This window comes from Amnibacterium kyonggiense (genome assembly GCF_004364555.1).
Taxonomy (GTDB): Bacteria; Actinomycetota; Actinomycetes; order Actinomycetales; family Microbacteriaceae; genus Amnibacterium; species Amnibacterium kyonggiense.
In genome coordinates this window covers 77,423-101,997 of the sequence record NZ_SOAM01000001.1, presented here as the reverse complement: position 1 = coordinate 101,997, position 24,575 = coordinate 77,423, and the positions used below count along the sequence as shown (strand labels likewise).

The 24,575-nt window shown below is 73.7% G+C and carries 27 protein-coding genes; 18 read left to right on the top strand and 9 right to left on the bottom strand.

Annotated elements, in window-relative coordinates:
• Nucleotides 1–96: 96 nt before the first annotated feature.
• Genes CLV52_RS00580 through CLV52_RS00570 form a run of 3 tightly spaced genes read left to right on the top strand, consistent with a single transcriptional unit; the run spans nucleotide 97 to nucleotide 3,364 of the window.
• Nucleotides 97–1,320, top strand: a complete 1,224-nt coding sequence (locus CLV52_RS00580; protein ID WP_246017849.1) for a pyridoxal-phosphate-dependent aminotransferase family protein — start codon at nucleotides 97–99, stop codon at nucleotides 1,318–1,320.
• Nucleotides 1,317–2,546 carry an allantoate amidohydrolase gene (locus tag CLV52_RS00575; protein ID WP_133763892.1) on the top strand — a complete coding sequence of 410 codons (1,230 nt, stop codon included), beginning with the start codon at nucleotides 1,317–1,319 and terminating at the stop codon, nucleotides 2,544–2,546. The genes CLV52_RS00580 and CLV52_RS00575 overlap by 4 nt, the downstream gene beginning before the upstream one ends.
• The gene (locus tag CLV52_RS00570; protein WP_162850654.1) at nucleotides 2,543–3,364 is read left to right on the top strand and encodes a MurR/RpiR family transcriptional regulator; all 822 of its coding nucleotides are present in this window, start codon (nucleotides 2,543–2,545) and stop codon (nucleotides 3,362–3,364) included. Before CLV52_RS00575 ends, CLV52_RS00570 begins: the two co-directional genes overlap by 4 nt.
• A gap of 94 nt (nucleotides 3,365–3,458) precedes the next feature.
• On the opposite strand, the gene CLV52_RS00565 is transcribed toward CLV52_RS00570, so the two are convergent.
• A complete protein-coding gene (locus tag CLV52_RS00565) occupies nucleotides 3,459–4,010 on the bottom strand; it encodes a nucleotidyltransferase family protein (RefSeq protein WP_133763888.1) in 552 nt (183 codons plus the stop codon).
• Between the two features lie 54 nt (nucleotides 4,011–4,064).
• Here CLV52_RS00565 and CLV52_RS00560 point away from each other — a divergent pair, with 54 nt between their 5' ends.
• Genes CLV52_RS00560 through uraH form a run of 3 tightly spaced genes read left to right on the top strand, consistent with a single transcriptional unit; the run spans nucleotide 4,065 to nucleotide 6,122 of the window.
• Nucleotides 4,065–5,294, top strand: a complete 1,230-nt coding sequence (locus tag CLV52_RS00560) for an MFS transporter (RefSeq protein WP_133763886.1) — start codon at nucleotides 4,065–4,067, stop codon at nucleotides 5,292–5,294.
• Between the two features lie 10 nt (nucleotides 5,295–5,304).
• Entirely contained in the window at nucleotides 5,305–5,790 is a 486-nt protein-coding gene (uraD, locus tag CLV52_RS00555) for a 2-oxo-4-hydroxy-4-carboxy-5-ureidoimidazoline decarboxylase (protein ID WP_133763884.1), read from the top strand.
• Nucleotides 5,790–6,122, top strand: a complete 333-nt coding sequence (gene uraH / locus CLV52_RS00550; protein WP_133763882.1) for a hydroxyisourate hydrolase — start codon at nucleotides 5,790–5,792, stop codon at nucleotides 6,120–6,122. The genes uraD and uraH overlap by 1 nt, the downstream gene beginning before the upstream one ends.
• On the opposite strand, the gene CLV52_RS00545 is transcribed toward uraH, so the two are convergent.
• Nucleotides 6,119–6,856 carry an HAD family hydrolase gene (locus CLV52_RS00545; protein WP_162850653.1) on the bottom strand — a complete coding sequence of 246 codons (738 nt, stop codon included), beginning with the start codon at nucleotides 6,854–6,856 and terminating at the stop codon, nucleotides 6,119–6,121. The genes uraH and CLV52_RS00545 overlap by 4 nt on opposite strands.
• A gap of 14 nt (nucleotides 6,857–6,870) precedes the next feature.
• The gene (gene pucL, locus CLV52_RS00540; protein ID WP_133763879.1) at nucleotides 6,871–7,770 is read right to left on the bottom strand and encodes a factor-independent urate hydroxylase; all 900 of its coding nucleotides are present in this window, start codon (nucleotides 7,768–7,770) and stop codon (nucleotides 6,871–6,873) included.
• 47 nt (nucleotides 7,771–7,817) lie between these two features.
• On the opposite strand from pucL, the gene CLV52_RS00535 reads away from it, so the two are divergent.
• Entirely contained in the window at nucleotides 7,818–8,603 is a 786-nt protein-coding gene (locus tag CLV52_RS00535; RefSeq protein WP_133763877.1) for a GNAT family N-acetyltransferase, read from the top strand.
• A 9-nt stretch (nucleotides 8,604–8,612) separates the two neighbouring features.
• Here CLV52_RS00535 and allB read toward each other — a convergent pair whose 3' ends face one another.
• Complete coding sequence (gene allB, locus CLV52_RS00530; RefSeq protein ID WP_133763875.1) at nucleotides 8,613–9,935, bottom strand: allantoinase AllB; 1,323 nt, start codon at nucleotides 9,933–9,935, stop codon at nucleotides 8,613–8,615.
• Nucleotides 9,936–10,038: 103 nt separating this feature from the next.
• Here allB and CLV52_RS00525 point away from each other — a divergent pair, with 103 nt between their 5' ends.
• Nucleotides 10,039–10,809: a dienelactone hydrolase family protein gene (locus CLV52_RS00525; RefSeq protein ID WP_133763873.1), complete on the top strand. Its 771-nt coding sequence runs from the start codon at nucleotides 10,039–10,041 to the stop codon at nucleotides 10,807–10,809.
• A gap of 99 nt (nucleotides 10,810–10,908) precedes the next feature.
• Here CLV52_RS00525 and CLV52_RS00520 read toward each other — a convergent pair whose 3' ends face one another.
• Entirely contained in the window at nucleotides 10,909–11,490 is a 582-nt protein-coding gene (locus CLV52_RS00520) for an NADPH-dependent FMN reductase (protein ID WP_133763871.1), read from the bottom strand.
• A gap of 85 nt (nucleotides 11,491–11,575) precedes the next feature.
• Between CLV52_RS00520 and CLV52_RS00515 the strand changes: the two genes are divergently transcribed.
• Together CLV52_RS00515 and CLV52_RS00510 are read left to right on the top strand one after the other, a co-directional pair.
• Nucleotides 11,576–12,058 carry a MarR family winged helix-turn-helix transcriptional regulator gene (locus tag CLV52_RS00515; protein WP_133763869.1) on the top strand — a complete coding sequence of 161 codons (483 nt, stop codon included), beginning with the start codon at nucleotides 11,576–11,578 and terminating at the stop codon, nucleotides 12,056–12,058.
• Nucleotides 12,059–12,088: 30 nt separating this feature from the next.
• Nucleotides 12,089–12,304, top strand: a complete 216-nt coding sequence (locus CLV52_RS00510) for a hypothetical protein (protein WP_133763867.1) — start codon at nucleotides 12,089–12,091, stop codon at nucleotides 12,302–12,304.
• Between the two features lie 73 nt (nucleotides 12,305–12,377).
• Here CLV52_RS00510 and CLV52_RS00505 read toward each other — a convergent pair whose 3' ends face one another.
• Nucleotides 12,378–13,046, bottom strand: coding sequence for a response regulator transcription factor (locus CLV52_RS00505; RefSeq protein ID WP_133763865.1), 669 nt, complete (start codon nucleotides 13,044–13,046; stop codon nucleotides 12,378–12,380).
• A 119-nt stretch (nucleotides 13,047–13,165) separates the two neighbouring features.
• On the opposite strand from CLV52_RS00505, the gene CLV52_RS00500 reads away from it, so the two are divergent.
• The 6 genes from CLV52_RS00500 (at nucleotide 13,166) to CLV52_RS00475 (ending at nucleotide 18,412) form a co-directional block, all read left to right on the top strand.
• Nucleotides 13,166–13,444, top strand: a complete 279-nt coding sequence (locus tag CLV52_RS00500; protein ID WP_133763861.1) for a GlsB/YeaQ/YmgE family stress response membrane protein — start codon at nucleotides 13,166–13,168, stop codon at nucleotides 13,442–13,444.
• A 71-nt stretch (nucleotides 13,445–13,515) separates the two neighbouring features.
• A complete protein-coding gene (locus tag CLV52_RS00495; RefSeq protein WP_133765760.1) occupies nucleotides 13,516–14,097 on the top strand; it encodes a GNAT family N-acetyltransferase in 582 nt (193 codons plus the stop codon).
• Nucleotides 14,098–14,150: 53 nt separating this feature from the next.
• Complete coding sequence (gene galT / locus CLV52_RS00490) at nucleotides 14,151–15,275, top strand: galactose-1-phosphate uridylyltransferase (protein WP_133763859.1); 1,125 nt, start codon at nucleotides 14,151–14,153, stop codon at nucleotides 15,273–15,275.
• Complete coding sequence (gene galK, locus CLV52_RS00485; protein ID WP_133763857.1) at nucleotides 15,272–16,426, top strand: galactokinase; 1,155 nt, start codon at nucleotides 15,272–15,274, stop codon at nucleotides 16,424–16,426. Before galT ends, galK begins: the two co-directional genes overlap by 4 nt.
• A gap of 130 nt (nucleotides 16,427–16,556) precedes the next feature.
• Nucleotides 16,557–17,582, top strand: coding sequence for an aldo/keto reductase (locus CLV52_RS00480; RefSeq protein ID WP_133763855.1), 1,026 nt, complete (start codon nucleotides 16,557–16,559; stop codon nucleotides 17,580–17,582).
• Entirely contained in the window at nucleotides 17,579–18,412 is an 834-nt protein-coding gene (locus tag CLV52_RS00475) for a PhzF family phenazine biosynthesis protein (RefSeq protein ID WP_133763852.1), read from the top strand. The genes CLV52_RS00480 and CLV52_RS00475 overlap by 4 nt, the downstream gene beginning before the upstream one ends.
• 91 nt (nucleotides 18,413–18,503) lie before the next feature.
• Here the strand turns inward: CLV52_RS00475 and CLV52_RS00470 are convergent, their stop codons facing one another.
• Genes CLV52_RS00470 through CLV52_RS00460 form a run of 3 tightly spaced genes read right to left on the bottom strand, consistent with a single transcriptional unit; the run spans nucleotide 18,504 to nucleotide 23,300 of the window.
• Nucleotides 18,504–19,745, bottom strand: a complete 1,242-nt coding sequence (locus tag CLV52_RS00470; protein WP_133763850.1) for an MFS transporter — start codon at nucleotides 19,743–19,745, stop codon at nucleotides 18,504–18,506.
• A 58-nt stretch (nucleotides 19,746–19,803) separates the two neighbouring features.
• A complete protein-coding gene (locus CLV52_RS00465) occupies nucleotides 19,804–22,476 on the bottom strand; it encodes a molybdopterin-dependent oxidoreductase (RefSeq protein WP_133763848.1) in 2,673 nt (890 codons plus the stop codon).
• Nucleotides 22,461–23,300 (bottom strand): FAD binding domain-containing protein, encoded by an 840-nt coding sequence (locus CLV52_RS00460; protein WP_133763846.1) that lies wholly within the window; start codon nucleotides 23,298–23,300, stop codon nucleotides 22,461–22,463. Before CLV52_RS00460 ends, CLV52_RS00465 begins: the two co-directional genes overlap by 16 nt.
• A 96-nt stretch (nucleotides 23,301–23,396) precedes the next feature.
• Here CLV52_RS00460 and CLV52_RS00455 point away from each other — a divergent pair, with 96 nt between their 5' ends.
• Together CLV52_RS00455 and CLV52_RS00450 are read left to right on the top strand one after the other, a co-directional pair.
• The gene (locus CLV52_RS00455; RefSeq protein ID WP_133763843.1) at nucleotides 23,397–23,720 is read left to right on the top strand and encodes a hypothetical protein; all 324 of its coding nucleotides are present in this window, start codon (nucleotides 23,397–23,399) and stop codon (nucleotides 23,718–23,720) included.
• Nucleotides 23,720–24,532 carry a nitroreductase family protein gene (locus tag CLV52_RS00450; protein ID WP_133763841.1) on the top strand — a complete coding sequence of 271 codons (813 nt, stop codon included), beginning with the start codon at nucleotides 23,720–23,722 and terminating at the stop codon, nucleotides 24,530–24,532. Before CLV52_RS00455 ends, CLV52_RS00450 begins: the two co-directional genes overlap by 1 nt.
• Nucleotides 24,533–24,575 lie beyond the last annotated feature (43 nt).

The following is a 24,575-nucleotide window of genomic DNA, read 5'->3' as shown; positions in this document are numbered from 1 at the left end:
AGGACGCGCCGTCCTACGAAACGAAGAGATCACGCTCCTGAAACATCCGTTGCCGTAGCATCGCTGCGGAAACGTTCGTTCCAGGCGAGGAGCAGGATGTCCGCAGGCCCGATCGACCCGCCCGCCCGGCTGCTCATGGGACCGGGGCCCATCACCGTGTACCCGCGGGTGCTGCAGGCGATGTCGGCGCAGCTCGTCGGCCAGTACGACCCGTTCATGACGGCGACGATGACCGAGACGCAGGCGCTCTACCGCGACGTGTTCCGCACGGCGAACGACGCGACCCTCCTCGTCGACGGCACCTCGCGCGCCGGCATCGAAGCGGCGCTCGTCTCCCTCGTCGAGCCCGGCGACCGCGTCCTCGTGCCCCGGTTCGGCCGGTTCGGGCACCTGCTCGTCGAGATCGCGGAGCGCTGCAGCGCGGAGGTCCACGCGATCGACGTGCCGTGGGGGCAGGTCTTCGACCCCGCCGCCATCGAGGCCGCGATCCGCGAGGTGCGGCCGAAGCTCCTGGCCGTCGTGCACGGCGACACCTCCACGACCGTCGCGCAGCCGCTCGACGCGCTCGGCGCGATCTGCCGGGAGCACGACGTGCTGCTCTACTGCGACACCACCGCCACGCTCGGCGGCAACGAGTTCCTGACCGACGAGTGGGGTCTCGACGCCGTCACCGCGGGGCTGCAGAAGTGCCTCGGCGGCCCGTCCGGCTCGGCGCCGATCACGCTCTCGGCGCGGGCGGTGGAGGTGATCGAGTCGCGGAAGAGCATCGAGGCCGGCATCCGGACGGAGGGCGACCCGGTCCGTTCGGACCCGATCCGCTCGAACTACTTCGACCTCGGCCAGATCCTCGACTACTGGGGGCCGAAGCGGCTCAACCACCACACCGAGGCGACGACGATGCTCTACGGCGCCCGCGAGTGCGCCCGCATCCTGCTCGAGGAGGGCGTCGACGCGTCCGTCGCGCGCCACCGCCTGCACGGCGACGCGATGCTCGCCGGGGTCCGGGGGCTCGGCCTGGCCGTCTTCGGCGACGTGGCGCACCGGATGACGAACGTCGTGGGCGTGGAGATCCCGGAGGGCGTCGTCGGCGACGCCGTCCGCGCCGAGCTGCTCACGGACTACGGCATCGAGATCGGCACCTCCTTCGGTCCGCTGCACGGCCGCGTGTGGCGCATCGGGACGATGGGCTACAACGCCCGGCGCGACGCGGTGCTCGTCACCCTGGCGGCGCTCGAGGCGGTGCTGCGTCGGCACGGCGTCGGCGTGCCGACCGGCGGCGGGACCGAGGCCGCCCTCGACGCGTACCGGGCGGCGGCGTGATCGGCGCGCCCCGCGCCCTCGCGCGCTGCGACGCGCTCGCGGAGCTCAGCTCGCTGCCCGGCGCGATCGAGCGCGTGCCGTTCTCGCCCGAGCACCGCGCCGCGAACGCCCTCGTGGGCGAGTGGATGCGGGAGGCCGGGCTCGCTGTGCACGAGGACGCGGTCGGGAACCTCTGCGGGCGGCTGGAGGGCGAGCGTCCCGGCCTGCCCGCGCTGGTGCTCGGCAGCCATCTCGACACCGTCACCGACGCGGGCCGGTACGACGGCATGCTCGGCGTGCTGCTCGCGATCGAGGTCGCGGACCGCCTCGACGCGAGCGCGCTGCCCTTCGCCCTCGAGGTGATCGGGTTCACCGACGAGGAGGGGACGCGGTTCGGCAACGCACTGTTCGGGTCCCGGGCCTTCGCGGGTCGCGTCGGCGACGCCTGGCTGGCCACCCCGGACCGCGCGGGCACGACCGTCGCGCAGGCGATGACGGCCTTCGGCCTCGACCCGGCGCGGGTCGGGGACGCGGCCCGGCGGCCGGAGGACCTCGTCGGCTACCTCGAGGCGCACATCGAGCAGGGCCCGCACCTGCTCGACGCCGGGAAGCCGCTCGGCGTCGTCACCTCCATCGCCGGCGCCCGGCGCCTCGCGCTGCAGGTCACCGGCCGGGCCGGCCACGCGGGCGGGACGCCCTACGCGCGGCGGCGGGACGCGGCGGTCGCCGCGGCGGAGATCGTCGTCGCGATCGAGCGCATCGCGATCGAGACGGGGACGATCGGCACGGTCGGCCGGATCCGTGCGTTCCCCGGCGGCGTCAACGTCGTGCCGGGCGTCTGCCGCTTCTCGCTCGACCTCCGCGCGGAGACCGACGAGGCGCGCGACGACGCTTTCGACCGCATCGACGCCGTCGCCCGCGAGGTCTGCGAGCGGCGCGGCGTCGCCTGGAGCTGGGACGAGTTCTACCGGGCCGACACGACCGCATGCGATCCGGCACTGGTCGGCGCGATCGAGGCGGGCGTCCGCGCGACCGGCGACCAGGACCCGATGCGGATCTGGAGCCGGGCCGGGCACGACGGCATGGCCGTGGCCGACGTCACCGGCGTCGCGATGCTGTTCCTCCGCTGCGGCAACGACGGCATCAGCCACCATCCGGACGAGACGGTGACGGAGGCGGACACCGCGGCCGCGCTCGACGCCTTCGCGGCGGCGGTGCTCGCGGTCGCCGACCGGCAGCGGGCGTGACGGAGGCGCTCGCGGCCCGGATCGACGGGGCCTGGCCGACGCTCAGCCCGCAGGAGCAGCGCGTCGCGGGGTTCCTGCTCGCCCGGCCGGACGAGTCGGCCCTCTACAACTCGAGCGAGCTCGCGCGCCGGACCGGCGTCTCGAAGGCGACCGTCTCGCGGTGCTTCCGGCGGCTCGGCTTCGCCGGGTCCCAGGAGGCGCGGGAGGTGCTGCGCGGCCGCCGCGCCGCGGGCGTGCCGGTCGCCGTCGGCGATCTCGACGACCCGGTCGCGGCGCAGATCGCCCGTGACGTCGAGCACGTGCGCGATCTGGGCGCCGGGCTCGACCGGGCTGCGCTGCAGGCGGCTGCCAGCGCGCTCGCCGCCGCGCCGCGGGTGCTCGTCGTCGGGGCGCGCTCCGCCCAGCCGATCGCGACCCTGCTGCGGCAGGCGCTCGCCCAGGTCCGGTCGGACGTCCTCCTCGCCCCCGGGGCGGGGCAGACGATCGGCGAGGAGCTCGCCGGGGTGACGCCGGAGGACGCCGTCGTGCTCGTCGGGTTCCGCCGCCGCCCGGCCGGGTTCGGCCGCGTCGTCGCCGCGGCGCGGGCGGCCACGCCGAACCTCGTGCTCATCGCCGACCCGTCGCTGCGACCCTCGGCGGACCGGTGGCGGTTCGACGTCGCCATCGAGTCGGCGTCCCCCTTCGACTCCTACGCGGCCGCCGCGACCCTGGTCAGCCTCCTCGCCGGGGCGGTCCTCGCCGCTGCCGGGCCGGCGGGAGCGGCCCGCGTCGCCGCGGTCGACCGCACCTACGCCGCCCTCCAGGAGCTCGAGCTCTGACCTCCTTTCACGGATCAGGACGGATCGGCCGACACGCCGGCCACCGCGGGCGACGGAGCGGCGTGTCGCGACGCGCGTCCTGATCCGTGCAACGTCAGCGGAGGTCGCGGTCCTCGCCGTCGTAGAGATCGCTGCACTCGACGTGCACTGCGTCGTGCAGCTCGAGGTAGCGGCGGCCGCCCTCGTCGCCGTGCAGCGCGTCCCGGAACGCCTCCCAGTGGTCGCGGCCGAGCAGCACGGGGTGACCGGGACGCCCGTCGTAGACCGCCCGCGCCAGCACGTCGCGCTCGAGGCCGGCGCCCAGCACCCGCTCGATCACGGCGGCCGGCAGCTCCGGGGTGTCGACGAGGCCGATCAGCGCGGTGTCCGCCTCCGGCAGGCCGCGGATCCCGGCGGCGAGCGACGCACCCATCCCGTCGCGCCACGCGTCGGCCACGACCGTGCGGACGCCTTCCGGCACGAGCGCCGCGGCCTCCTCCGCCGCCGCGCCGAGCACCACGACGACCTCGTCGCAGCCGCCGTCCTGCATCGTCCGCGCCGCGCGCGCGATCCATGGCTCGCCGTCCGGCGTCCTCGCGAGCGCCTTCGGTCCGCCGAACCGCTCCCCGGCGCCCGCGGCGAGCACGAGTCCCACGACATCGGTCATCGGGATCCCTTCCAGGTGGTCGGCAAGCGGTTGCGGACCGTACCGTTGCCGGCGATGAGTACCACCCGGACGAAGCCGTCCCGCACGCTCCGCCAGTGGCGGAACGCGGTGTTCACCATCTTTGCGCTCTGCGGCTTCGTGTTCGCCACCTGGGCGAGCCGCGTGCCCGCGGTGCGCGACCTGCTGCACGCGACGACGCAGGAGATGGGCTTCCTCATCCTCGGCATGAGCGCCGGCTCCATCGTGGGCGTGATCGCCGCCAGCCACATCGTCGCGCGGCTCGGGGCGACGAGGACGATCCTCTGGCTCTACGGCGCCGTCAGCGTCGCGATGATCGTGCTCGGGCCGATCGTGACCTTCGTCCCCGCGTTCCTGCCGATCTTCCTCGTGCTGATCGTGCTCGGCGGCGCGAGCGTCGTCGACGTCGCGATGAACCTCTCCGGCGCGGCGAACGAGCGGGCGATCGGCCGGACGATCATGCCGCTGTTCCACGCCGCGTTCAGCGGGGGCACCGTCGCGGGCGCCGGCCTCGGCGCGCTGCTCGCGGGACTCGGCGTGCCGATGGGCGTGCACTTCTCGGCCGTCGGCGTCTTCGCGCTCGTCACCACGCTCGTGCTGGTCCGGTTCCTCCAGCCGGCCGAGCACGCCGAGGAGGAGGGGGCCGAGCCCGCGCCGTCCGGCTGGCGCAGCCGGCTCGTCGTGTGGCGCGACCCCCGCGTCCTGCTCATCGGCGCGATCGTGCTCGGCATGGCGTTCGCGGAGGGCAGCGCGAACGACTGGCTGGGGCTCGCGATGGTCGACGGGCACGGGTTCGACAACGCCGGCGGCGCGGCCGTGCTCTCCGTGTTCCTCGCCGCGATGACGGCCGGACGGATCGGCGGCGTGTTCCTCCTCGACCGCTTCGGGCGCGTGCCGGTCCTCCGCTGGTCGGCCGCCTTCGCGGTCGCCGGGCTGCTGCTCGTGATCTTCGTGCCGAACGACGTGATCGCGATCGCCGGTGTCGTCCTGTGGGGCCTCGGCGCGTCGCTCGGCTTCCCGGTCGGGATGTCCGCCGCCGCGGACGACCCCCGCACCGCCACCGCGACGGTCGGCGCGGTCGCCACGATCGGCTACACCGCCTTCCTCGTCGGGCCGCCCCTCATCGGCCTGATCGGCGAGCACACGGGCGTCCTCCACGCGCTGCTCGTCGTCCTCACGCTGATCGTCGTCGCCGGGTTCGCGTCCGGCGCCGCCCGGGAGCCCGGCGCCGTCCGGCGGCCCGTGCCGGCGGAGGGCGCTCAGTAGGCTCGACCGGGTGATCGACACCCGGACGCCGGAGGCGCGCGAACGGCTCAGCGCCGCGCTCGGCATCGCCCGATGGGTCGCCGAGGTCGCGGACGGCGGCCCCTATGCGACCGTGGACGAGCTGGTCGCGGCGGGGGAGCAGGCCGCCGCCGGGCTGACCGACGCGGAGCTCGACGAGGCGGTCGGCCACCACCCGCGCATCGGCGAGCGGTCGGAGGGCGACGGGGACGGCTCGCGCCTCTCCGCGGGGGAGCAGGCCGGGCTCGGCCCGCGCGAGGAGGGCGTCGACGCGGCGCTCGCGCGCGGCAACGAGGTCTACGAGGGCCGCTTCGGCCGCGTGTTCCTGATCCGCGCCGCGGGCCGGTCCCGGCAGGAGGTGCTCGACGAGCTCCAGCGGCGGCTGAAGAACGACGACGAGGCAGAGGCGGCGGAGGCGAAGGAGCAGCTGCGGCAGATCGCGGCGCTCCGCATCGCGGCCCTGTTCGAGGAGGCCTGATGAGCCAGGTCACGACGCACGTGCTCGACGCCGCGTTCGGCACGCCGGCGGTCGGCGTCGGCGTCACGTTCGACCGGCAGACGCCGGACGGCTGGAGCGAGGTCGGCAGCGGCGCGACGAACGCGGACGGCCGCATCCCGGAGCTCGGGCCGGACCGGCTCGAGGCGGGGATCTACCGCCTCACCTTCGCGACCGGCGACTACTTCGACGCGACGCACCGGCCCGCCTTCTACCCGGAGGTGCAGGTCGTGTTCCGGGTGTCGGGCACCGAGCACTACCACGTGCCGCTGCTGCTCAGCCCGTTCTCGTACTCCACGTACCGCGGCTCCTAGCCGGCGGCGGGCGGCAGCAGCTCGGTCAGCGAGGTCACGACCGCGTCGGGCCGCGGCCAGTCGGGCTCCAGGGCCACGCCCCGGCGGTCGAGCCAGATCGCGCGGAGCCCGGCGCGGAGGGCGCCCTCGGCGTCGTGCCAGAGGTGGTCGCCGACGAACCAGGCCTCGGCCGGGGTGACGCCGGCTGCGGCGAGCGCGACCTCGAAGATCGCCGGATCGGGCTTCTTGACCCCGACCTCGCTCGAGACGATCAGGGGGTCGAACCGGTCGAGGATCCCCGTGCCCGCGAGCTTGTCCCGCTGCACGGCGGCCGCCCCGTTCGTCACCATGCCGATGCGGACGCCCTGCGCGGCCAGGCCGTCGAGGGTCGGCACCGCGTCGGGGAAGAGGCGCAGGGCCGCCCGCTCCTGCCGGTCCCACTCGAGGACGGCCCGGTCGACCACGTCGTCGCCGGTCGCGCCGCAGGCCTCCAGCGCCGCGCGCCACACGTCGCGCCCCACGTCGAGCCCGCTGCGGCCGCCGAGCATCCAGTCGTCCTCGACCTCGGGCCACAGCCGCTCCCACGCGGCCGTGTTCGCGCGGACGAGCGCATCGGCATCGATCCCGGGCAGGAACGCCGCGAGCGCCGTGCAGGTCGCGCGCATCGCGCCGGGCAGCCCGCTGCCGTCGAGCAGCGTGCCGTCGAGGTCGAACAGAGCGAGCGTCCGCTCCTGCGCTCCACCGTCCACGCCCACGGCGGCAGTCTGGCTCAGACGAGTCCGGTGTAGCTGTACCAGGCGTCCCCGGCCGGTGACGCGCCCTCGCGGACGGCGGAGGCCTGGATCAGGCCGTACGGGCGGTCGTCGGCGTGGAAGACCTCGTTCTCGTTCGGCTCGTCGAAGCGGGAGAAGTCGACGAGGAAGTGGTGCTTGTTCGGCGCGACGAGCCGGATCTCCGCGATCGCCGGGTACGCCTCGAGCGCGGCGCGGCCCATGTGCCAGAGCGTCTGCTGGAGGGCGTAGGACTCGAGCTCCGCGAACCGTTCCAGCATCGCGGCCTTCACGCCCGCGTACATCCCGTTCCAGTCGAGGTCGGCGGCCGGGTCGGTGATCCGCCACTTCGCCGTGAGCGACGTCGCCATGATGCGGTCGTCGGTCGGCTGCAGGGTCGTGTACTCGTCGACGAGGAAGTCCTTGAAGTGGCTCCCGGTGCTCTTCAGCACGACGAGGTCCTTGAACCCCTGGACGACATGCGTGACCGCCGGCTCATAGGTGATCGCGGCCGTCCGCACCTCCTGGCCCGTGCGGACGAAGGTGTGGTCGTGGGGACGGCCGTCGATCTCGACCCGCGTCCAGCCGTAGCGCTCGATCTCGATCCTGGCCGCCTCGACGGGCGGCACGTCGTCCACGAAGTGGTGCGCGAGCGCGAGGCCGTACGCCTCGATCGGGTCGGGGTTCAGCTTCTTCGCCCACACGTAGGCGCTGTTCTTCTGCGTGTCCGTCGGCAGCACGTTCGACTGATCGCCGTCGAGGTACGCGGCCTCGAACGGGCCGCGCAGCGCGGACGAGACGTTCAGGTCGGTGATCTCGTGCCGCGCGGTGTCCCGCACGATCCGCACCAGGCGCGTCTCCGCCTTGCCGTACTGGATCGGACCGAGCTGGATCGACATGCGCCGACTCTCGCACCGCGATGTGTCCCCCGTGTAAACCTGACCCGATGAGCGACGCCGCCGACCTTCTCGCCGCCTACGACGCGCAGCTGCGCGGGGAGGCCGAGATCCGCACCGCCGCGCGCCGGTTCCGACTCGGTCCGCTGTGGATCGGGGTGTTCGCGGGCGACCAGGGGTTCATCGGCTACCGCGACCTCGGCGGGCTGGACGCGGGCGGCGTCCGGGCGCTCGTCCGCGCGGCGACCGCCGTGCTCGCCGCGGACCCGACCATCGAGCGGATCGAGTGGAAGACCCGGCAGCACGACGCCGCCGACGGCCTGCACGAGGCCCTGATCGAGGCGGGCTACGAGCCGCAGGAGCCGGAGTCGATCATGATCGGCGCCGCGGAGCTGCTCGCGCTCGACCTCCCGCTCCCGGAGGACGTCGTGCTGCGGTCGGTGACGGAGCCGGAGGACGTGCGACGCGCGTCGTTCGCCGCGGACCGCGCGTTCGACGAGGAGCCGAGCGCGGCGCGGGCCGCCGAGCTCGTCGAGCGCATCGCCTCCGGCGGCGACGAGATGTGGATCGCGGAGGTCGGCGGCGAGATCGTGTGCACGGGTCGGCTGTCACCGGTGCCGGGCACCCACTTCGCCGGGATCTGGGGCGGCGCGACCCGGGAGGACCAGCGGCGCCGCGGCATCTACCGGGCGCTGACCGCCGCCCGCGCGACGTCCGCGCTGCGGCGCGGCGTCCGGTGGATCAACAGCGACTCGACCGAGTACTCGCGCCCGATCCTCGAGCGCAGCGGCTTCCTCAAGGTCTCGACGACGACGCCCTACGAGTGGCACCGCTGAAACGGGATCTCAGGGGCGGGTGAGGAGGCGACCCCGCGGGGGCTCGGCCGAGTCGATCGGCAGGCCCGCCAGGTAGGTGCGCCGGACCTCGCCGACGAGGTCGTGGCCGACGTACGCGCTGACCGGGTTGCGGTAGCGCAGCTCCTCGACCGCGACCCGGTGCGGCGCCGCGGGCGCGAAGACGACGAGGTCCGCGTCGGCGCCCGCCGCGATGCGCCCCTTCGTGCTCAGCCCGGCGAAGTCGGCGGTGCTGCGGCAGAACCGGTCGACGACGGTCTCGAGCGGCACGCCGCGCCGGCGCGCCTCCGTCCACACCGCGGGCAGCCCGAACTGCAGCCCGGCGATGCCGCCCCACGCCACCTGGAAGTCGCCGTCGCCGGCGAACTTGCGCTCGGCCGTGGAGGGGGAGTGGTCGCTGACGACGAGGTCGATCGTCCCGTCGAGCAGCCCGGCCCAGAGCAGGTCCTGGTTCGCCGCGTCGCGGATCGGCGGGCAGCACTTGTACTGGGTCGCGCCGTCGGGGATGTGCGCCTCGTCGAACACGAGGTAGTGGGGGCAGGTCTCCGCGGTGATCCGGAGGCCCTCCGCCTTCGCGGCCCTGATCCGCGCGACCGCTGCCGCCGCGGAGACGTGGAGGACGTGCGCCCGACCGCCGGTGCGCCGCAGCCCGTCGATCACCGCGTCGACGGCGGTCGACTCCGCCTCCTCGGGCCGGGACGCGACGAACGCGGGGTACTCGCGGCCGCCGCCGTTCGCCGCGCGGTCGAGCACGTCCGGGTCCTCCGCGTGCACGATGAGCAACCCGTCGAACGCCGCGAGCTCGTCCTGCGCCGCGGCGAGCCGCGCCCGGTCGAGGTGCGGGAACTCGTCCACGCCCGACGGGGCGAGGAAGCACTTGAAGCCGAAGACGCCCTCGTCCCAGAGCGGCCGGAGTCGCCCCAGCGAGTCCGGCACCGCTCCGCCCCAGAAGCCGACGTCGACCAGCACCGCGCCGCGCGCGGCGTCCCGCTTCACCTCGAGCGCCGGCACGTCGATCGTCGGCGGGATCGAGTTCAGCGGCATGTCGATGAGCGTCGTCACACCGCCCGCCGCCGCGGCGGCGGTCGCGGTCGCGAACCCCTCCCACTCGGTGCGGCCCGGCTCGTTCACGTGGACGTGCGTGTCGACGAGGCCCGGCAGCAGCACCTCGTCGGGCGCGAGGCGCACCGCGTCGGCCGGTGCCTCCTCCACCGTCCCGATCCGCTCGATCCGGCCGTCCGAGATCACGACGGACGCGGGGCGGAACGCTCCGTCGACGAGGACGAGGTCGGCGGTGAGGACGAGATCGGGCATGCGACGGATTGAACCAGCCGCGTCTTTCCGGCATGTGACGGGCATCGGGTCGACCGATCGGGCGGTGATCGGACGTCCGGGTTCGACGGACGAGGATGCCGCCATGACCTACGAACCCGTGCTGCAGACCGTCCTCGACCGCGAACCGGAGCCCGAGGGCGGGGTGATCGGGCAGGACGTCGACTACGAGGCCGACGGCGTCCGGTACCGCGGCTACGTCGCCCGCCCGGCGGATGCGACCGGGCCGCTGCCGGCGGTGCTCGTCGTGCACGACTGGCTGGGCGTCACCGACGCGACCCGGATGCGCTGCGACATGCTCGCGCGCATCGGCTATCTGGCCTTCGCCGCGGACGTCTACGGCGCCGACGTCCGGCCCTCGGAGGCCGACGCCGCCAAGGTCGCGGGGAGCTACTACGGCGATCAGACCACCTGGCGGGCGCACCTGCAGGCCGCGCTCGACCGGCTGACTGCGGAGCCCGACGCCGACCAGGACCGGTTGGCCGCGATCGGCTACTGCTTCGGCGGCTCCTCCGCGCTGCAGCTCGCCCGCGTCGGCGCGCCGCTGAAGGCCGTCGTCAGCTTCCACGGCGGCCTCTCCACCGGTCCCGAGGGCGAGGCGGAGGCGATCCGCGCCAAGCTCCTCGTCTTGACGGGCGGGGCCGATCCCGTGGTCCCGGACGACGCGGTGAAGGCCTTCGAGGACGAGCTGCGCGGTGCCCCCGCCGTCGACTGGCAGGTCGTCACCTACTCCGGCGCCATGCACGCCTTCACGGTGCCCACCGCGGACGCACCCGACCACGGCGCCGCGTACGACGAGCGTGCCGACCGCCGCAGCTGGACGGCCATGAAGGACTTCTTCGCCGAAGCGCTGTGAGGTCCGCCGATGCGGAGATCCCGCGCCGGATCTCCGCATCGGTGCACGGCGAACGCCCCGCTCCTCGCTGAGGAACGGGGCGTTCGCGTCGCCATCGACTCAGGCAGGCACGGTGTCGTGCGCGTGGATCGACTTGAGCGCGCCGGTCCAGGCCTCGAGCTGCGTGAACAGCACCTCGGCGTTCGCGTCGTGCTGCGGGCCCGGCGTGAAGGTCGACATGTTCTCGAAGTCGGTGAACAGGCTGAAGCCGAGCTGCTGGCGGACGTGCGCGAGCTGCAGCTCCGAGGCGACGCCGCGCAGCTGCTCGACGGCCCGCGCGCCCTGGAAGGAGCCGTAGCTCACGAAGGCGGCGGCCTTGTTGTTGAACTCGTGGTAGATCGAGTCGAGGGCGTTCTTCAGCACGGCGGAGAAGCTGTGGTTGTACTCCGGGGTGACGAAGACGTAGCCGTCGAACTCGGCGACCTTCGCGGCCCACTTCTGCACGGCCGGGTCGGTCGGCGGCACGTACGCCGGCGACGCGACGGCGTCGAACAGCGGCATCGGGTAGTCGCGGAGGTCGACGAGCTCGTAGTCCGCGCCGCTGCGCGCAGCGGCCTTCTCGATCACCCAGTCGGCGACGGCCTTGCCGTTGCGGTTCTGGCGGGTGCTGCCGAGGATGACGGCGATCTTCAGGTCGGCCATGGTGTCCTTTCCGTAAGACGGTTGATGCGTCCATCACTCTGCCATACCGGTGACACGTCAACGACCGAGTGCTAGGGTTCTGTGCATGTCCGAGGTGATGGGGCTCGACCCCGCCGACTGGGCGATGTGGCGCGAGATGACCACGATGCGCTCGAGCGTCGACCGCGCCCTCGAGCAGCGTCTTCAGCGCGACGCCGGCATCTCCGGCGCCGACTTCGACATCCTCCACAGCCTGTCGGTCGCGGAGGGCAACCGACTCCGTGCCGGTGCCCTGGCCGAGTCCCTCGGCTGGGAGAAGAGCCGCATCTCCCACCAGGTCCGTCGCATGGCGGATCGCGGCCTCGTCGAGCGGGCCGACTGCCCGACGGATCTGCGCGGCACGTGGGTCGTCCTGACCGCGGCGGGCGCCGACGCCTTCGCCACCGCGTCGTGCGGCTACGTCGAGACGCTGCAGGGCGTGCTGTTCTCGAAGCTCGACGAGGACGACCGCGCGTCCCTGCGGCGCGTCGCGAGGACGGTCGTGGACGGCCTCCTCGCAACCGACGCACAGCCTTCGCCGACCCGGTGATGCCAGGGTGCATCCGTCGAAAGGATTCGGATGAACCCCATCAAGGCGTTGGTCGATGCAGGCTTCAAGAGCGAGTACGCGTACTGGGGCGGTTTCGTCTCCATCGGACTCAGCTTCGCGTCCTGGGGGCTCTCGCAGCTCAAGGACTCGAACGACAAGGCCCAGTCCGACCGCTGGGGCATCTTCGTCGGCCACTGGGCGCCGACGTTCTTCGCCCTCGGCGTCGCGCTGAAGCTCGAGGAGTGACCGCCTGACCGGGGCCCGCGATCGCGGGCCCCGGTCGCGGTGCATCGGCCGCCGGTGATCGGTCGGCCCGTCGCTACGGGCCCCCGAGCCAGTGGTCGATGCGGTGATGATCGGGCGCGAAGCCGTTCGCGACGCCCCACAGGACCGCCCGTGTCCGGCTGTCGGCGCCGATCTTCCGATAGACGGCTCGGATGTACGACTTCACCGTGTTCGGGCTCAGGTAGGTGAGCGCGGCGACCTCCGCGTTGCTCTTGCCCTGCGTGATGAGTGCCAGGATCTCCGACTCCCGGTCGGTCAAGCCGTGCGCCTTCCCCGGCCAGTCGAGAGCCGGGGTGCTGCGGACCCGCCCGGTCACCTCCGTCACGACGGTCTCGCCGCCGTGGATGCGCTCGAGGGCATCCACCAGGTCCTCGGCGGACATCGACTTGCTGAGGTAGCCGTGCACGCCCTGCGCGAGCGCCGCCTCGACGAGTTCCGGGTGGAAGTTCCAGGTGTAGACGGCGACCCGGCGGGCCTTGTCGCTGCGGAGCAGCGCTGCGACCTCCTCGTGGTCGGACTCCGGTTGCGCGAACGAGTCGTACAGGACGACGTCGATCCGGTCGTCCAACCGGGCGTTCGCGTCGATCTCCGCCACGACGACCCGGTCGCGGTGGTCGTCGAACAGGTGGGCGAGCCCGATCAGGACGACGTCGTAGTCGTCGACCAGAGCGACCGTCAGCGGTCTCGTCAGCACCGCGTCCACGGCGGGAACCTACACCCCTGGGGGTGTGCCGCTGGACGCCCGCCGCTGCTCGACTGGAGGTCGCCCGAGCGTCGGGCGGACACCGCGCACCGACCGGTGCGCGGGGACAGGAGACAGCAATGGGCGTCATCGGCACCCTCATCACCGTGATCATCGTCGGCCTCATCGCCGGCTTCATCGCCCGCGCCGTCGTCCCCGGACGGCAGAGCATGGGCATCGGCGCCACGATCCTGCTCGGGATCGTCGGCTCCTTCGTGGGCGGCTTCCTCGGCTACCTGATCTTCCACGCCGACGCGCAGGACGGGTTCCTGCAGCCCTCCGGCATCATCGGCTCCATCATCGGGGCGATCATCGCGCTCCTCATCTACACCGCCGTCTCCGGCCGGCGCCGGGCCTGACGCCGCGCCGCCCGCCGGGTCCGGCTGCGGCCGGGCCCGCCGTGCGGTTCGATGGCGGAGTGACCGATCCGATGCTCGCCCCCGCCCTCCTCGTCGGGGAGCACGTGCGGCTGGAGCCGCTCGGGCCGCAGCACGTCGCCGGCCTCGCCCGTGCGGCGGCCGACGGCGACGTGTGGCGGAAGTGGACGACGTGGGTCCCGTCGCCGGAGGGTATGGCGGCCGACGTCGAGCAGCGGCTCGCGGACCACGCCGCCGGCCGGATGGTGCCGTGGGCGACCTGCCTGCCGGACGGCACGCCCGTCGGCGAGACGACGTACTGGGAGGTCGACACGGCGAACCGGCGCGTGGAGATCGGGGCCACCTGGCTCGGCCGCTCCGCTCAGGGCACCGCGATCAACCCGGAGGCGAAGCTGCTGCAGCTCACGAGGGCGTTCGACGAGCTCGAGTGCATCGCCGTCGAGTTCCGCACCCACTGGCACAACCGGCAGTCGCGCCGCGCGATCGCGGCGCTCGGTGCGAAGCAGGACGGGGTCCTCCGCAACCACCGGGTGATGCCCGACGGCTCGCTGCGCGACACCGTCGTCTTCTCGATCGTGCGCGACGAGTGGCCCGCGGCGCGGAGCGGGCTGCGTGCGCGACTCGGGCGTGCGTGAACGTTCACCACTAGGCTTCGCGGGGCCCTGAGCCCGAGGACCGGAGAGGTGGCATGTCGGACATCGAGGTTCGGTCGACGCGGTTGGCGGACGGCCGGGAGCTGATCTACTTCGACGACCGCGACTCGGTCCTGCCGTCGGAGCGGCGGGCGGATCCGCGGCACCTCGATCCGCGGCCGCCGACCGCGACGATGCGGCTCGACCTCCTCACCGGCGACTGGGTGTCGATCGCGTCCGCGCGGCAGAACCGCGCGTTCCTCCCGCCCGCGGAGTTCGACCCGCTCGCGCCGCAGAGCGACACGAACCCGTCCGAGGTGCCGTCGCAGTACGACGTCGCGGTGTTCGAGAACCGGTCCCCGTCGTTCGGTCCGGCGCTCGGCGACGCGGAGAACGCGCCGGAGGGCCTCGCGGACCTCGCCGCGCTCGGCGTCGGCCGCACGCGCACCTCCGTCGGGCGTACGGAGGTCGTCTGCTTCGACCCGCGCACGGCGGGCTCGTTCGCGGACCTGACGCCGAACCGAGCGCGCACCGTGGTCGAGGCGTGGGTGCAGCGCACCGCGGCGCTCTCGGCGCTCGACGGCGTGCAGCAGGTGTTCCCGTTCGAGAACCGCGGCGAGGCGATCGGCGTCACCCTGCACCACCCGCACGGCCAGATCTACGCGTACCCGTACGTGACCCCGCGCACGCAGGCGCTGCTGCGGCAGGTCGACGCGTACGAGGGCGACCTCTTCGCGGACCTGCTCGCGTTCGAGCGCACCTCCGGCCGCGTGGTCCTCGAGAGCGACTCCTTCACCGCGTTCGTGCCGTTCGCCGCCCGGTGGCCGATCGAGCTGCACCTGCTGCCGCACCGCCACGTCGCCGACTTCACCGAGCTGACGGAGGCCGAGAAGGACGAGCTCGCCCCGCTCTACCTGCGACTCCTCCGCGCCGTCGACGCGCTCTACGACACCCCGACGCCGTACATCGCCGCCTGGCACCAGGCGCCGGTCGCCACGCACCGCGACCGGGTGCGCCTGAACCTCCAGATCACGTCGCCGCGGCGCGGCCCCGACCGGCTGAAGTATCTCGCCGGCAGCGAGGCCGCCATGGGTGCGTGGATCGGTGACCTCGTGCCCGAGCAGACCGCCGAGCACCTCCGCGTCGCGCTCGCGACCGCCGACCGGGAGCGTCCGCTGTGACCGCAGGCACCGACACCGTCGCCCACCTCTTCGCCGCCACCTTCGGCGGGAGCCCCGCCGGGTTCTGGCGCGCGCCCGGCCGCGTCAACCTGATCGGCGAGCACACCGACTACAACGACGGCTTCGTGCTGCCGTTCGCGATCGACCGGGCGACGACGATCGCCCTCTCGCCGCGGGACGACCGGCGGATCCGCCTCGTGTCGACCTTCGACGAGGCGGTCGTCGAGTCGGACCTCGATGCCGTCGAGCAGCGCGCGTTCACCGGCTGGTCGGCCTACCCGCTCGGCGTCGCCTGGGCGATCGGCGAGCGCCGCGGCGCGCCCGCGACGCACGGGTTCGACGTCGCGATCGACTCCGACGTGCCGGTCGGCGCGGGGCTGTCGTCCTCCGCCGCGATCGAGATGGCCGTCGCGGTGGCGCTGAACGACGTGTGGGGGCTCGGCTTCGACCGCGGCGACCTCGCCCGCATCGGCCAGCGGGCCGAGAACATCGCGGTCGGCGCGCCGACCGGGATCATGGACCAGTCGGCGAGCGTCTTCGGGCAGGCCGACGCGGCGGTCTTCCTCGACTGCCGCAGCCTCGCCGTCGAGCAGGTGCCGCTCGGCTTCGACGCCGCGGGGCTCGTGCTCCTCGTCGTCGACACGAAGGTCGAGCACAGCCACGCGACCGGCGGCTACCGCGACCGGCGCGACGCGTGCGAGCGGGGCGCCGCCGCCATGGGCGTCGCGGCGCTCAGGGACCTGTCGGTCGACGACCTGCCGCGCGCGCAGGAGCTGCTCGACGACGTCACCTTCCGGCGCGTCCGGCACGTCGTGACGGAGGACGCGCGCGTGCTCGAGAGCGTCGCGGCGCTGAAGGCGGGCGACCTTGTCCGCTTCGGCGAGCTGATGGACGCGAGCCACGTGTCGATGCGGGACGACTTCGAGATCTCCGTGCCGCAGCTCGACGCCGTGGTCGAGGCGGCGCAGGCGGCGGGCGCCGTCGGTGCGCGGATGACGGGCGGCGGCTTCGGCGGCTGCGCGATCGCCCTCCTGCCCGCGGACGAGGCGGACGCACTCGCAGCCGACGTCCTCCAGGTCTTCGCCGAGCGCGGCTGGCGCGAGCCCGTCTCGTTCACGGTGATCCCCTCCGACGGCGCCCGCGCCCTCTAGGCAGCTTTCACGGATCAGGACGGAAGCGGCGACACGCCGTTCCGGCAGCCCCCTGACCGGCGTGTCGTCCGGATCGTCCTGATCCGTGAAGCACCGGAGGCTCCCGGGCGGCTGCGCGCAGACTGGGGCCATGCGGTACAGGACCATGGGGAACACGGGCACGGTCGTCTCCGTGCAGGCGCTCGGCACGATGACGTTCGGCGCGGAGGCGGACGAGGAGACCTCCGGCACGATCATCGAGGCGTACGTCGAGGCGGGCGGCAACTTCCTCGACACGGCCGACGTCTACTCGAAGGGCGTCTCGGAGCAGATCATCGGGCGCTGGCTCGCCGCGCACCCGACGGAGGCGCAGCAGCTCGTCATCGCGACGAAGGGCCGCTTCCCGATGGGCCCGGGGCCGAACGACTACGGCGCCTCTCGCCGGCACCTGACGGACGCCCTCGACTCGAGCCTCGCGCGGCTCGGCGTCGACAGCGTCGACCTGTACCAGATCCATGCCTGGGACGCCCTCACGCCGATCGAGGAGACCCTCCGCTTCCTGGACGACGCGGTGCGCGCCGGGAAGATCAAGGCCTACGGGTTCTCGAACTACCTGGGCTGGCAGCTGACGAAGGCGGCCTGGATCGCGAAGGTCCACGGCTGGGCGCCGCCCGTCACCCTGCAGCCGCAGTACAGCCTGCTCGTCCGCGGCATCGAGCACGAGATCGTGCCCGCCGCGCTCGACCAGGGCGTCGGCCTGCTGCCGTGGTCGCCCCTCGCGGGCGGCTGGCTCTCCGGCAAGTACACGCGCGGTACCGCGCCGAGCGGCGCGACCCGGCTCGGAGAGAACCCGGAGCGCGGCATGGAGGCGTGGGGGCCACGTAGCGAGGACGAGCACACCTGGGCGGTGCTCGACGCGGTGCGCGAGGTCGCGGACGGCGCCGGGACGACGTCCGCCGCGGTCGCGCTGGCGTGGCTCGACGCGCAGCCCGCGATCACGAGCACGATCCTGGGCGCCCGCACCGTCGAGCAGCTGCAGCAGAACATCGCGGCGGTCGACCTCGACCTCGGGGCGGACGCCCTGGCCCGCCTCACCGAGGTGAGCACGCCGCAGACCGAGGTGTACCCGTACGGCCCGCAGGCGGTGCAGCAGCGGTTCCGGCCGATCGTCCCGTGAGCGCCCGCGAGCGGCCGTTCCGCCAGGTCGACGTGTTCCCCGGGTCCGAGCTCGGGGGCAACCCGGTGGCCGTGGTGCTCGACGCGGACGGTCTGGACGACGCCGCCATGCGCGCGTTCGCGCGGTGGACGAACCTGTCCGAGACGACCTTCGTGCTGCCGCCGAGCCTGCCGGAGGCCGACTACCGGCTGCGCATCTTCACGCCGACCGAGGAGCTGCCTTTCGCCGGGCATCCGACGCTCGGCTCCGCGCACGCGGTCGCGGAGCACCGGGGGTCGAGCGCGGACCGGCTCGTCCAGGAGTGCGGCGTCGGCGCCGTGCCGCTGCGCCGGGCGGAGGACGGCTGGGCGTTCGCGGCGCCGGACCTCCGCCGCTCGGGTCCCGCGACGGACGACGAGGTCGCGCGGATCGCCGAGGGGCTCGGTATCGGCGCGTGGGACGTGCTCGCCGCCGAATGGGTCGACAACGGCCCCGGCTGGGTGGTCGCGGTCCTCGGGGACGCGGCGTCCGTGCTCGAGATCCAGCCCGACCTGCAGCGGATGCGCTTCCCGACCGGCGTGATCGGCCCCCACCCCGCGGGCGGTCCCGCGGACTTCGAGGTGCGGGCGTTCGTCCCGGGTCTCGGCGTCGACGAGGACCCGGTGACGGGCAGCCTCAACGCCGGCATCGCGACGTGGTTCTTCGCGAGCGGTCGGGCCTCGGGCGGCTACACGGTCCGGCAGGGCGCGCGGGTCGGCGCAGACGGCCTCGTCCGCGTGACGCAGGAGACGGACGGCGTCTGGATCGCGGGCGCGACCCGCACGATCCTGGCCGGCACCGCCGCCCTCTAGCTTCCCCGTTCAGGACGGGTTCGCGACACGCCGGGCCGGGAGGGCCCGCGGACGGCGTGTCGCGGAATCCGTCCTGATCCGGGAAACCCTCTCAGCGGGCGAGGAGGCGGCGGCGGCCGCGCTCGGCGACGCCGCCGGCGATCGCGGTGCCGACGAGCAGCGCCGCGGAGCTCCACGCGAGCGCCGGGCCGACGCCGACCGCTTGCCCGAAGAGCCCGACCGTGAGCCCGCTGCCCATCCGGAGGCCGTTCGCGGACACCCCGTACAGGCCGACGACCCGGCCGCGCTCGGCGGGCGGCGCGAGGAGCTGGACGACGGTCTGCGAGATCGACATCGACGCGAGGTTCGCCATCCCGCCGACGAAGAGCAGGGCGAGCGCGAGCCAGTACCAGCCGGTCAGCGCGAAGCCGAGGATCGCGGCGCCGTAGGCGACGGTGCTCACCACGGCCGCGCCGACGGTCGAGGGGATGCGCCGCGTCGCCTCGAGCAGCACGCCGCCGACGACGCCGCCCGCGCCGACCGCGAAGAGCAGCGCGCTGTAGGCGAGGCCGTCGCCCGCACCGAACCGGTCGGCGAAGGCGGGCATCGTCGTCTGCAGCGACGCCCCGATGAAGAAGGAGCCGAGGCCCGCGAGGATCAGCATCGAGACGAGCGTCCGGTCGGTGCGGATCAGGCGCAGCGTGGAGAACGCCTCCCGGAACCCGGCCCGCGGCCTCGGCACGTCCGCGTCCCGCGTGTGGCCGGTGAACGGCGTCACGAAGAGGAACACGATCAGCGGCACGTAGATGAGCGCGTTGACGAGGATGCCGACCGTCGAGCCGAGCCCGACGAGCAGCACGGCGCCGACGACCGGACCGAACAGGATGCCGAGGCTGCGGAAGGTGGAGTTGAGCCGGACGGCGCTCGGGAGCTCCTCCCGGCCGACGAAGTCGTGCAGCAGCAGCTGCTCCGCCGGCGTCCACATCGCGCCGGCGGTGCCGTGCAGCACGAGCAGGATGCACGCGGCCCAGACGGTGAGCGTCCCGGTCGCGAACAGCACGCCCCACGCGATCGACACGAGGGCGAAGAGGACCCCGCCGACCTGGATGATGCGGCGGCAGTCGTAGCGGTCGGCGAGCTGGCCGAACGGGACGGAGAGCAGGAGGAACGGCAGCCAGTGGCTGATCACCTCGAACCCGGCGAGCGCGGGGGAGTGGAACTTCTGCCACAGCACCCAGTAGGTGATGACGTGCTCGATGTTGTCGGCCATCATCATCAGCGCCGCGCCGACGAGGTAGGTCGCGCACTGCGGGTTCCGCAGCGCGGCGAATCGACGGGGCTGCGCGACGGTCATCGCCGACCATCCTGCCCGAGGGCGGTGGACCTCCGGCAACGACCGGCATCCGCGCGCGTCAGGGGTGCAGGAGACGCCAGATCCGGTCCCGCGACATCGGCAGCTCGAAGGGGCGCACGCCGATCGCGTCGCGGATCGCGTTCGCGAGCGCGGGGGCGACCGGGTTGTACGGCGCCTCGCTCATCGACTTCGCGCCGAACGGCCCGAGGTCGTCGTAGGTGCCGGCGAACAGCACCTCCGTCGTCGGCACGTCCGCCATCTGGGGGATGTGGTAGTTCCGGAAGGTGCGGGTGACGACGTGCCCGTCGACGACCTGCACCTCCTCGTACAGCGCCGAGCCGATCGCCTGCGCGGTGCCCCCTTCGACCTGGCCGCGGAGCTGCTCGGGGTTCAGGACGGTGCCGGCGTCGACGCCCTGCACCGACTTGAGGATGCGCACCTCGCCGGTGCCGGTGTGCACCGCGACGCGGAAGGCGTGGACGTTGAAGGCGAGGCCGCGGGGCGTGCCGTCCGCGGACCCCGTCGTCTCGAGCGGGGCGAACCCGCCGAGCGGACGGAGGCCGGTGACGGTGCGGACGCCCCCTGCCTCGAGCGCGGCGCCCGGACCGGCCGCGGCGAGCACCCGGTCGCGCATCGTCAGCGCCGCGAGGTGCACCGCCTTGCCAGCGACGACGGTGCCGGCCGAGCCGAACGCGCCGGTGTCGTAGCGCGCGCCGTCGGTGTCGGAGGAGCGGATGCGCACCCGGTCGGGCGCGATCGCGAGCAGCTCCGCGACGATCTGCGCGTGCACCGTCGTCGTGCCGTTGCCGAACTCGGCGGTGCCGACGTCGAGGGAGGCGCCGCCGTCGGCGTCGAGCGTCAGGCGCACCTCGCTGAAGTGACCGCGCGGGGGCATGGTCGCGATCATCCCGACCGCCATGCCCTCGCCGACCCGCCAGTCCGGACCGGTCGGGACGGGCTCGCCGGGCTCCGCGAGCGCCGCCTCCGCGAGGTCGAGGGCCTCCGGCAGGCCGTACCCGCCGTACTGCAGGTCCGTCTCCTCGTCCGCGTCGGTGACGAGGATCGGGTCCCCGGGGCGGATCGCGTTCCGTCGCCGGAGCTCGAACGGGCTGATCCCGACCCGGCGCGCGACCTCGTCCATCGCGGACTCGAGCGCGAACATCACCTGCCCGAGGCCGTAGCCGCGGAACGCGCCGGAGGGCGGATTGTTCGTGTAGACCGACTCGGCGTCCACGCGGCGGTTCGGCGTCCGGTAGAGCGCGAGCGATTCGTGGCTGCCGTGGAACAGGACGCCCGGGCCGTGGTTGCCGTAGGAGCCGGTGTCCGCGAGCACGTCGACGTCCATCGCCGTCAGCACGCCGTCCGCCGTCGCGCCGAGCGTCACCTCGACCCGCTTCGGGTGCCGGAGGGGTGCGTTCGTGAACTCGTCCTCGCGCGTGAACTCGTACTGCACGGGGCGGCCGGTCCGCAGCACGGCGAGGGCGACGAGGTCTTCCGTCAGCAGCTCCTGCTTGCCGCCGAAGCCGCCGCCGACGCGGGCCGTGAACACCCGGAGGCGGTCCGGCTCGAGCCCGAGGATGCGGCAGAGCTCCGCGTGCACGAGGTACGGCACCTGCGAGCTGGTGCGGAGGACGAGGCGCCCGTCCGCGTCGAGCCAGCCGCGCGTCGCATGCGTCTCGAGGGACGCGTGCGCGACGCGGGCGGTCCGCCAGCTGCCCGAGACGACGACGTCGGCCTCTTCGAGCGCCGCGTCGACCGAGCCGAGCTCCCCGTGCTTCTGCGCGACGACGTTCCGGGTCGGCTCGCTGATGCGCGACGCGGCCGCGTCCTTGTCGCCGTGCACGAGCGGAGCGCCCGGGCGGCGGGCCGCCTCGGGGTCGAAGACCGCGGGGAGGACCTCGAAGTCGACGGCGATCGCGCGGCAGGCGGCCTCGGCGAGCCCGATCGTCTCCGCGACGACGGCGGCGACGCGCTGGCCGGCGAAGCGCAGGACGGGGTCGAGGATCAGGGTGTCGTCCGGGTCCTCGAGCCGGTTCTGGTGGCGGCCGGTCGAGAAGAGCACCTGCGGCACGTCCTCGTGCGTCAGCACGGCGAGCACGCCGGGCATCGCGAGCGCCGCCCCGGCGTCGATCCGACGGATGCGCGCAGCGGCATGCGGGCTCTTCAGCACCGCGAGGTGCGTCAGGGCCGTGGTCGCGGTGTCGAGCGTGTAGGCCTCCCGGCCCGTGACGACCCGCTCGGCGGCGGGCGCGCGGACCGCCCGGCCGATGCCGCCGGCGACGCCGCGCTCCTCCGTGGCTCCCCGCCCGGCGAGCGCGTCGCGGATGCTGCGGTACCCCGTGCACCGGCAGAGGTTGCCCTTGAACAGCCGCGGCAGGTCCGCCTCGTCGGCCTCCTGGACCGTCGTCGTCGACGCGGTCACCACCATGCCGGCGGTGCAGAACCCGCACTGGAACCCGGCCGCCTCCACGAAGCGCTGCTGCACGGGGGAGAGGTGCTCGGGCGTGCCGAGCCCCGCGACCGTGGTGACGCTGCGGCCCGCCACGCGGTGCGCCGGCACGATGCACGAGTGGACGGGCTCGCCGTCGACGAGGACGCCGCATGCACCGCAGTCGCCCGCGTCGCAGCCCTTCTTCACCTCGGTCCGGCCGGTCTCGCGGAGGAGCGTCCGGAGGCACTGCCCCGGGAAGGGCGCGGCCTCGACCGGCTCGCCGTTCACCTCGAACCGCACGGCGTCGATCCCTCCTGCTGCGCCAGCTCCTGCCGGATCTCCTCCGCGAGCAGCGCGGACACGCCCTCGCGCCAGTCCGCGGCGCCGTGCGGGTCGGTGAACCAGGTCCCGATCGCACCGATCGCCGCCGCGAGCTCGGCCGGGGCGGGGAGGTCCGGGAAGCGGATCACCTCCGGGCGGGTGGTGCCGCCGGTCACGCAGAGCACGAACGATCCGTCCCGGTCGCGGCGGGCCGCCAGCACCGTGCCGGCCCGGCCGAGGGGCGAGAGCGCGATGCGGCGGAACGCGGTCGTCGCCGCGAGGGCCTCCGGTGCGAACTCGATCGACCGGATCACCTCGCCGGGCCGGGCCGTCGTCACCCGCTGCGCGAGGACGAAGTCCGCGACGCGCTGGCGGCGCTCGCCGCCGTCCGGGGTCCAGATCACGAGCTCCGCGTCGAGCGCGCCCCCGAGCCCGATCAGCGCGCCGGCCGCGAGCGCCGTCGCGATGTTGCCGCCGACGGTCGCGGTGTTCCAGATCTTGAAGGACTGCAGGAGGGACTCCGCGCACTGCCGGAAGAGCGGCAGCGCGCACCAGTCGTCGCGCGCCGGGATGGCGACGAGCTGCGCCATCGTGCAGGTCGCGGCGACGGACAGGCCCCCGTCCGGGCGGACCTCCCACGGCGTCCAGCCGAGCGTCGTCAGGTCGACGAGGCCCGTGAGGTGGTCCTGCGGCTCCGAGAACAGCCACGTCCCGCCGCCGAGCGGGATCACCGACGACGACAGGGCCGCGAGGTCCGCGCGCGACGCGGGGAGGCGCACCTCGGTCAGCGTCGGCAGATCCATCGCGCCATCCCACCCCATCCGCGTTGCGGTCCTGTTACGACCCTCGCGGATCCGGGAGGGTGCCGCGCACCCAGCGAGGCGCGGGAGGATCGGGCCATGCCCTCGTCGCGCGCCCTCGTCGCCGTCGCGGGTGCCGCGTACCTGGCGAACGTGGCGCTCGGGACCGCGGTGCAGACGCGCCTCGTGGACACGAGCCGCAACCGGTGGCCGCACCACGCGCTGTACGTCGTGACCTCGACGGCGACCGTGGTCGCGATCGTCGGTTCGTTCGCGCACGCGTCGCCGCGCGGCTGGCTGCTCAGCCCGGCGCTGCTGCCGCTCGCGCTGCTGCCGCACGTCGGTCACCGCGCCCACGCGATCACGGGGCTCGCCGCCGCGCCCTGGTACGCCGCCGCGCTGGTGGCGAGGAGGAGGGATTGATGGAGCTGCTCGACGCGATCCGCCGACGCCGCACGACGAACGGCGGCTTCCTGCCCGACCCGGTCTCCGCGGAGCACCAGCGGATCCTCATGGAGGTCGCGGGCCGGGCGCCCAGCCAGCTGAACAGCCAGCCGTGGCGCTTCGTGATCATCGAGTCGCGGGAGACGATCGAGACGATCGCGGAGATCTCCGGCGCCAGCATGACCGAGGCGATGAGCAACGGCACGTTCTTCGAGCGGTACAAGCCGTACTTCCGGTTCTCGAAGGCCGAGATGGCGCGTACCCGCAGCGGCATGCTCTTCGACAAGCTGCCGGCACCGGTCCGCCCGTTCACCTCGCAGGCGTTCACCCCGCGCGGGCAGAAGCTCATGAACTCGCTGCACATCCCGCAGACCCTCGGCAGCGAGAACCGGAGGCTCGTCGCGTCCTCGCCCCTGCTGCTCGGCGTCATGCTCGACCGCTCGGAGTACCGGCCGGGCGAGCTGTCCTCCTTCTACTCGCTGTTCAGCATGGGTGCGGCGATGGAGAACCTCTGGCTGACGACCGTCGAGCTCGGGATGGGCATCCAGTTCGTCTCCTTCCCGATGGAGGTCCCGGGACAGTGGGAGCGCATCGTCGAGCTGCTGCACGTGCCCGACGAGCTCGAGCTGATGGCCGTGTACCGCCTGGGCTACGTCCCGGAGGAGCGGCGTCGCCCCGCGATCGACTGGACGAGCTCGGAGCGCAAGCTGCCCTCCCAGTACGTGTTCCGCGAGCGGGCCGACCGTCCGCAGGAGGGCTGGGACGACCAGGCGCGCCCGCCCGAGCACTGACGGCGGCCGGCGCGACCAGGACCCGTTCCGGGGCCGCGCGGGA

Coding starts and splice junctions, on each gene's coding strand:
- CLV52_RS00580 (WP_246017849.1), top strand. CDS start 97: ATGTCCGCAGGCCCGATCGACCCGCCCGCCCGGCTGCTCATGGGACCG.
- CLV52_RS00565 (WP_133763888.1), bottom strand. CDS start 4,010: ATGACCGATGTCGTGGGACTCGTGCTCGCCGCGGGCGCCGGGGAGCGG.
- CLV52_RS00560 (WP_133763886.1), top strand. CDS start 4,065: ATGAGTACCACCCGGACGAAGCCGTCCCGCACGCTCCGCCAGTGGCGG.
- uraH (WP_133763882.1), top strand. CDS start 5,790: ATGAGCCAGGTCACGACGCACGTGCTCGACGCCGCGTTCGGCACGCCG.
- pucL (WP_133763879.1), bottom strand. CDS start 7,770: ATGTCGATCCAGCTCGGTCCGATCCAGTACGGCAAGGCGGAGACGCGC.
- CLV52_RS00535 (WP_133763877.1), top strand. CDS start 7,818: ATGAGCGACGCCGCCGACCTTCTCGCCGCCTACGACGCGCAGCTGCGC.
- allB (WP_133763875.1), bottom strand. CDS start 9,935: ATGCCCGATCTCGTCCTCACCGCCGACCTCGTCCTCGTCGACGGAGCG.
- CLV52_RS00525 (WP_133763873.1), top strand. CDS start 10,039: ATGACCTACGAACCCGTGCTGCAGACCGTCCTCGACCGCGAACCGGAG.
- CLV52_RS00520 (WP_133763871.1), bottom strand. CDS start 11,490: ATGGCCGACCTGAAGATCGCCGTCATCCTCGGCAGCACCCGCCAGAAC.
- CLV52_RS00515 (WP_133763869.1), top strand. CDS start 11,576: ATGTCCGAGGTGATGGGGCTCGACCCCGCCGACTGGGCGATGTGGCGC.
- CLV52_RS00510 (WP_133763867.1), top strand. CDS start 12,089: ATGAACCCCATCAAGGCGTTGGTCGATGCAGGCTTCAAGAGCGAGTAC.
- CLV52_RS00500 (WP_133763861.1), top strand. CDS start 13,166: ATGGGCGTCATCGGCACCCTCATCACCGTGATCATCGTCGGCCTCATC.
- CLV52_RS00495 (WP_133765760.1), top strand. CDS start 13,516: ATGCTCGCCCCCGCCCTCCTCGTCGGGGAGCACGTGCGGCTGGAGCCG.
- galT (WP_133763859.1), top strand. CDS start 14,151: ATGTCGGACATCGAGGTTCGGTCGACGCGGTTGGCGGACGGCCGGGAG.
- CLV52_RS00480 (WP_133763855.1), top strand. CDS start 16,557: ATGCGGTACAGGACCATGGGGAACACGGGCACGGTCGTCTCCGTGCAG.
- CLV52_RS00470 (WP_133763850.1), bottom strand. CDS start 19,745: ATGACCGTCGCGCAGCCCCGTCGATTCGCCGCGCTGCGGAACCCGCAG.
- CLV52_RS00460 (WP_133763846.1), bottom strand. CDS start 23,300: ATGGATCTGCCGACGCTGACCGAGGTGCGCCTCCCCGCGTCGCGCGCG.
- CLV52_RS00455 (WP_133763843.1), top strand. CDS start 23,397: ATGCCCTCGTCGCGCGCCCTCGTCGCCGTCGCGGGTGCCGCGTACCTG.
- CLV52_RS00450 (WP_133763841.1), top strand. CDS start 23,720: ATGGAGCTGCTCGACGCGATCCGCCGACGCCGCACGACGAACGGCGGC.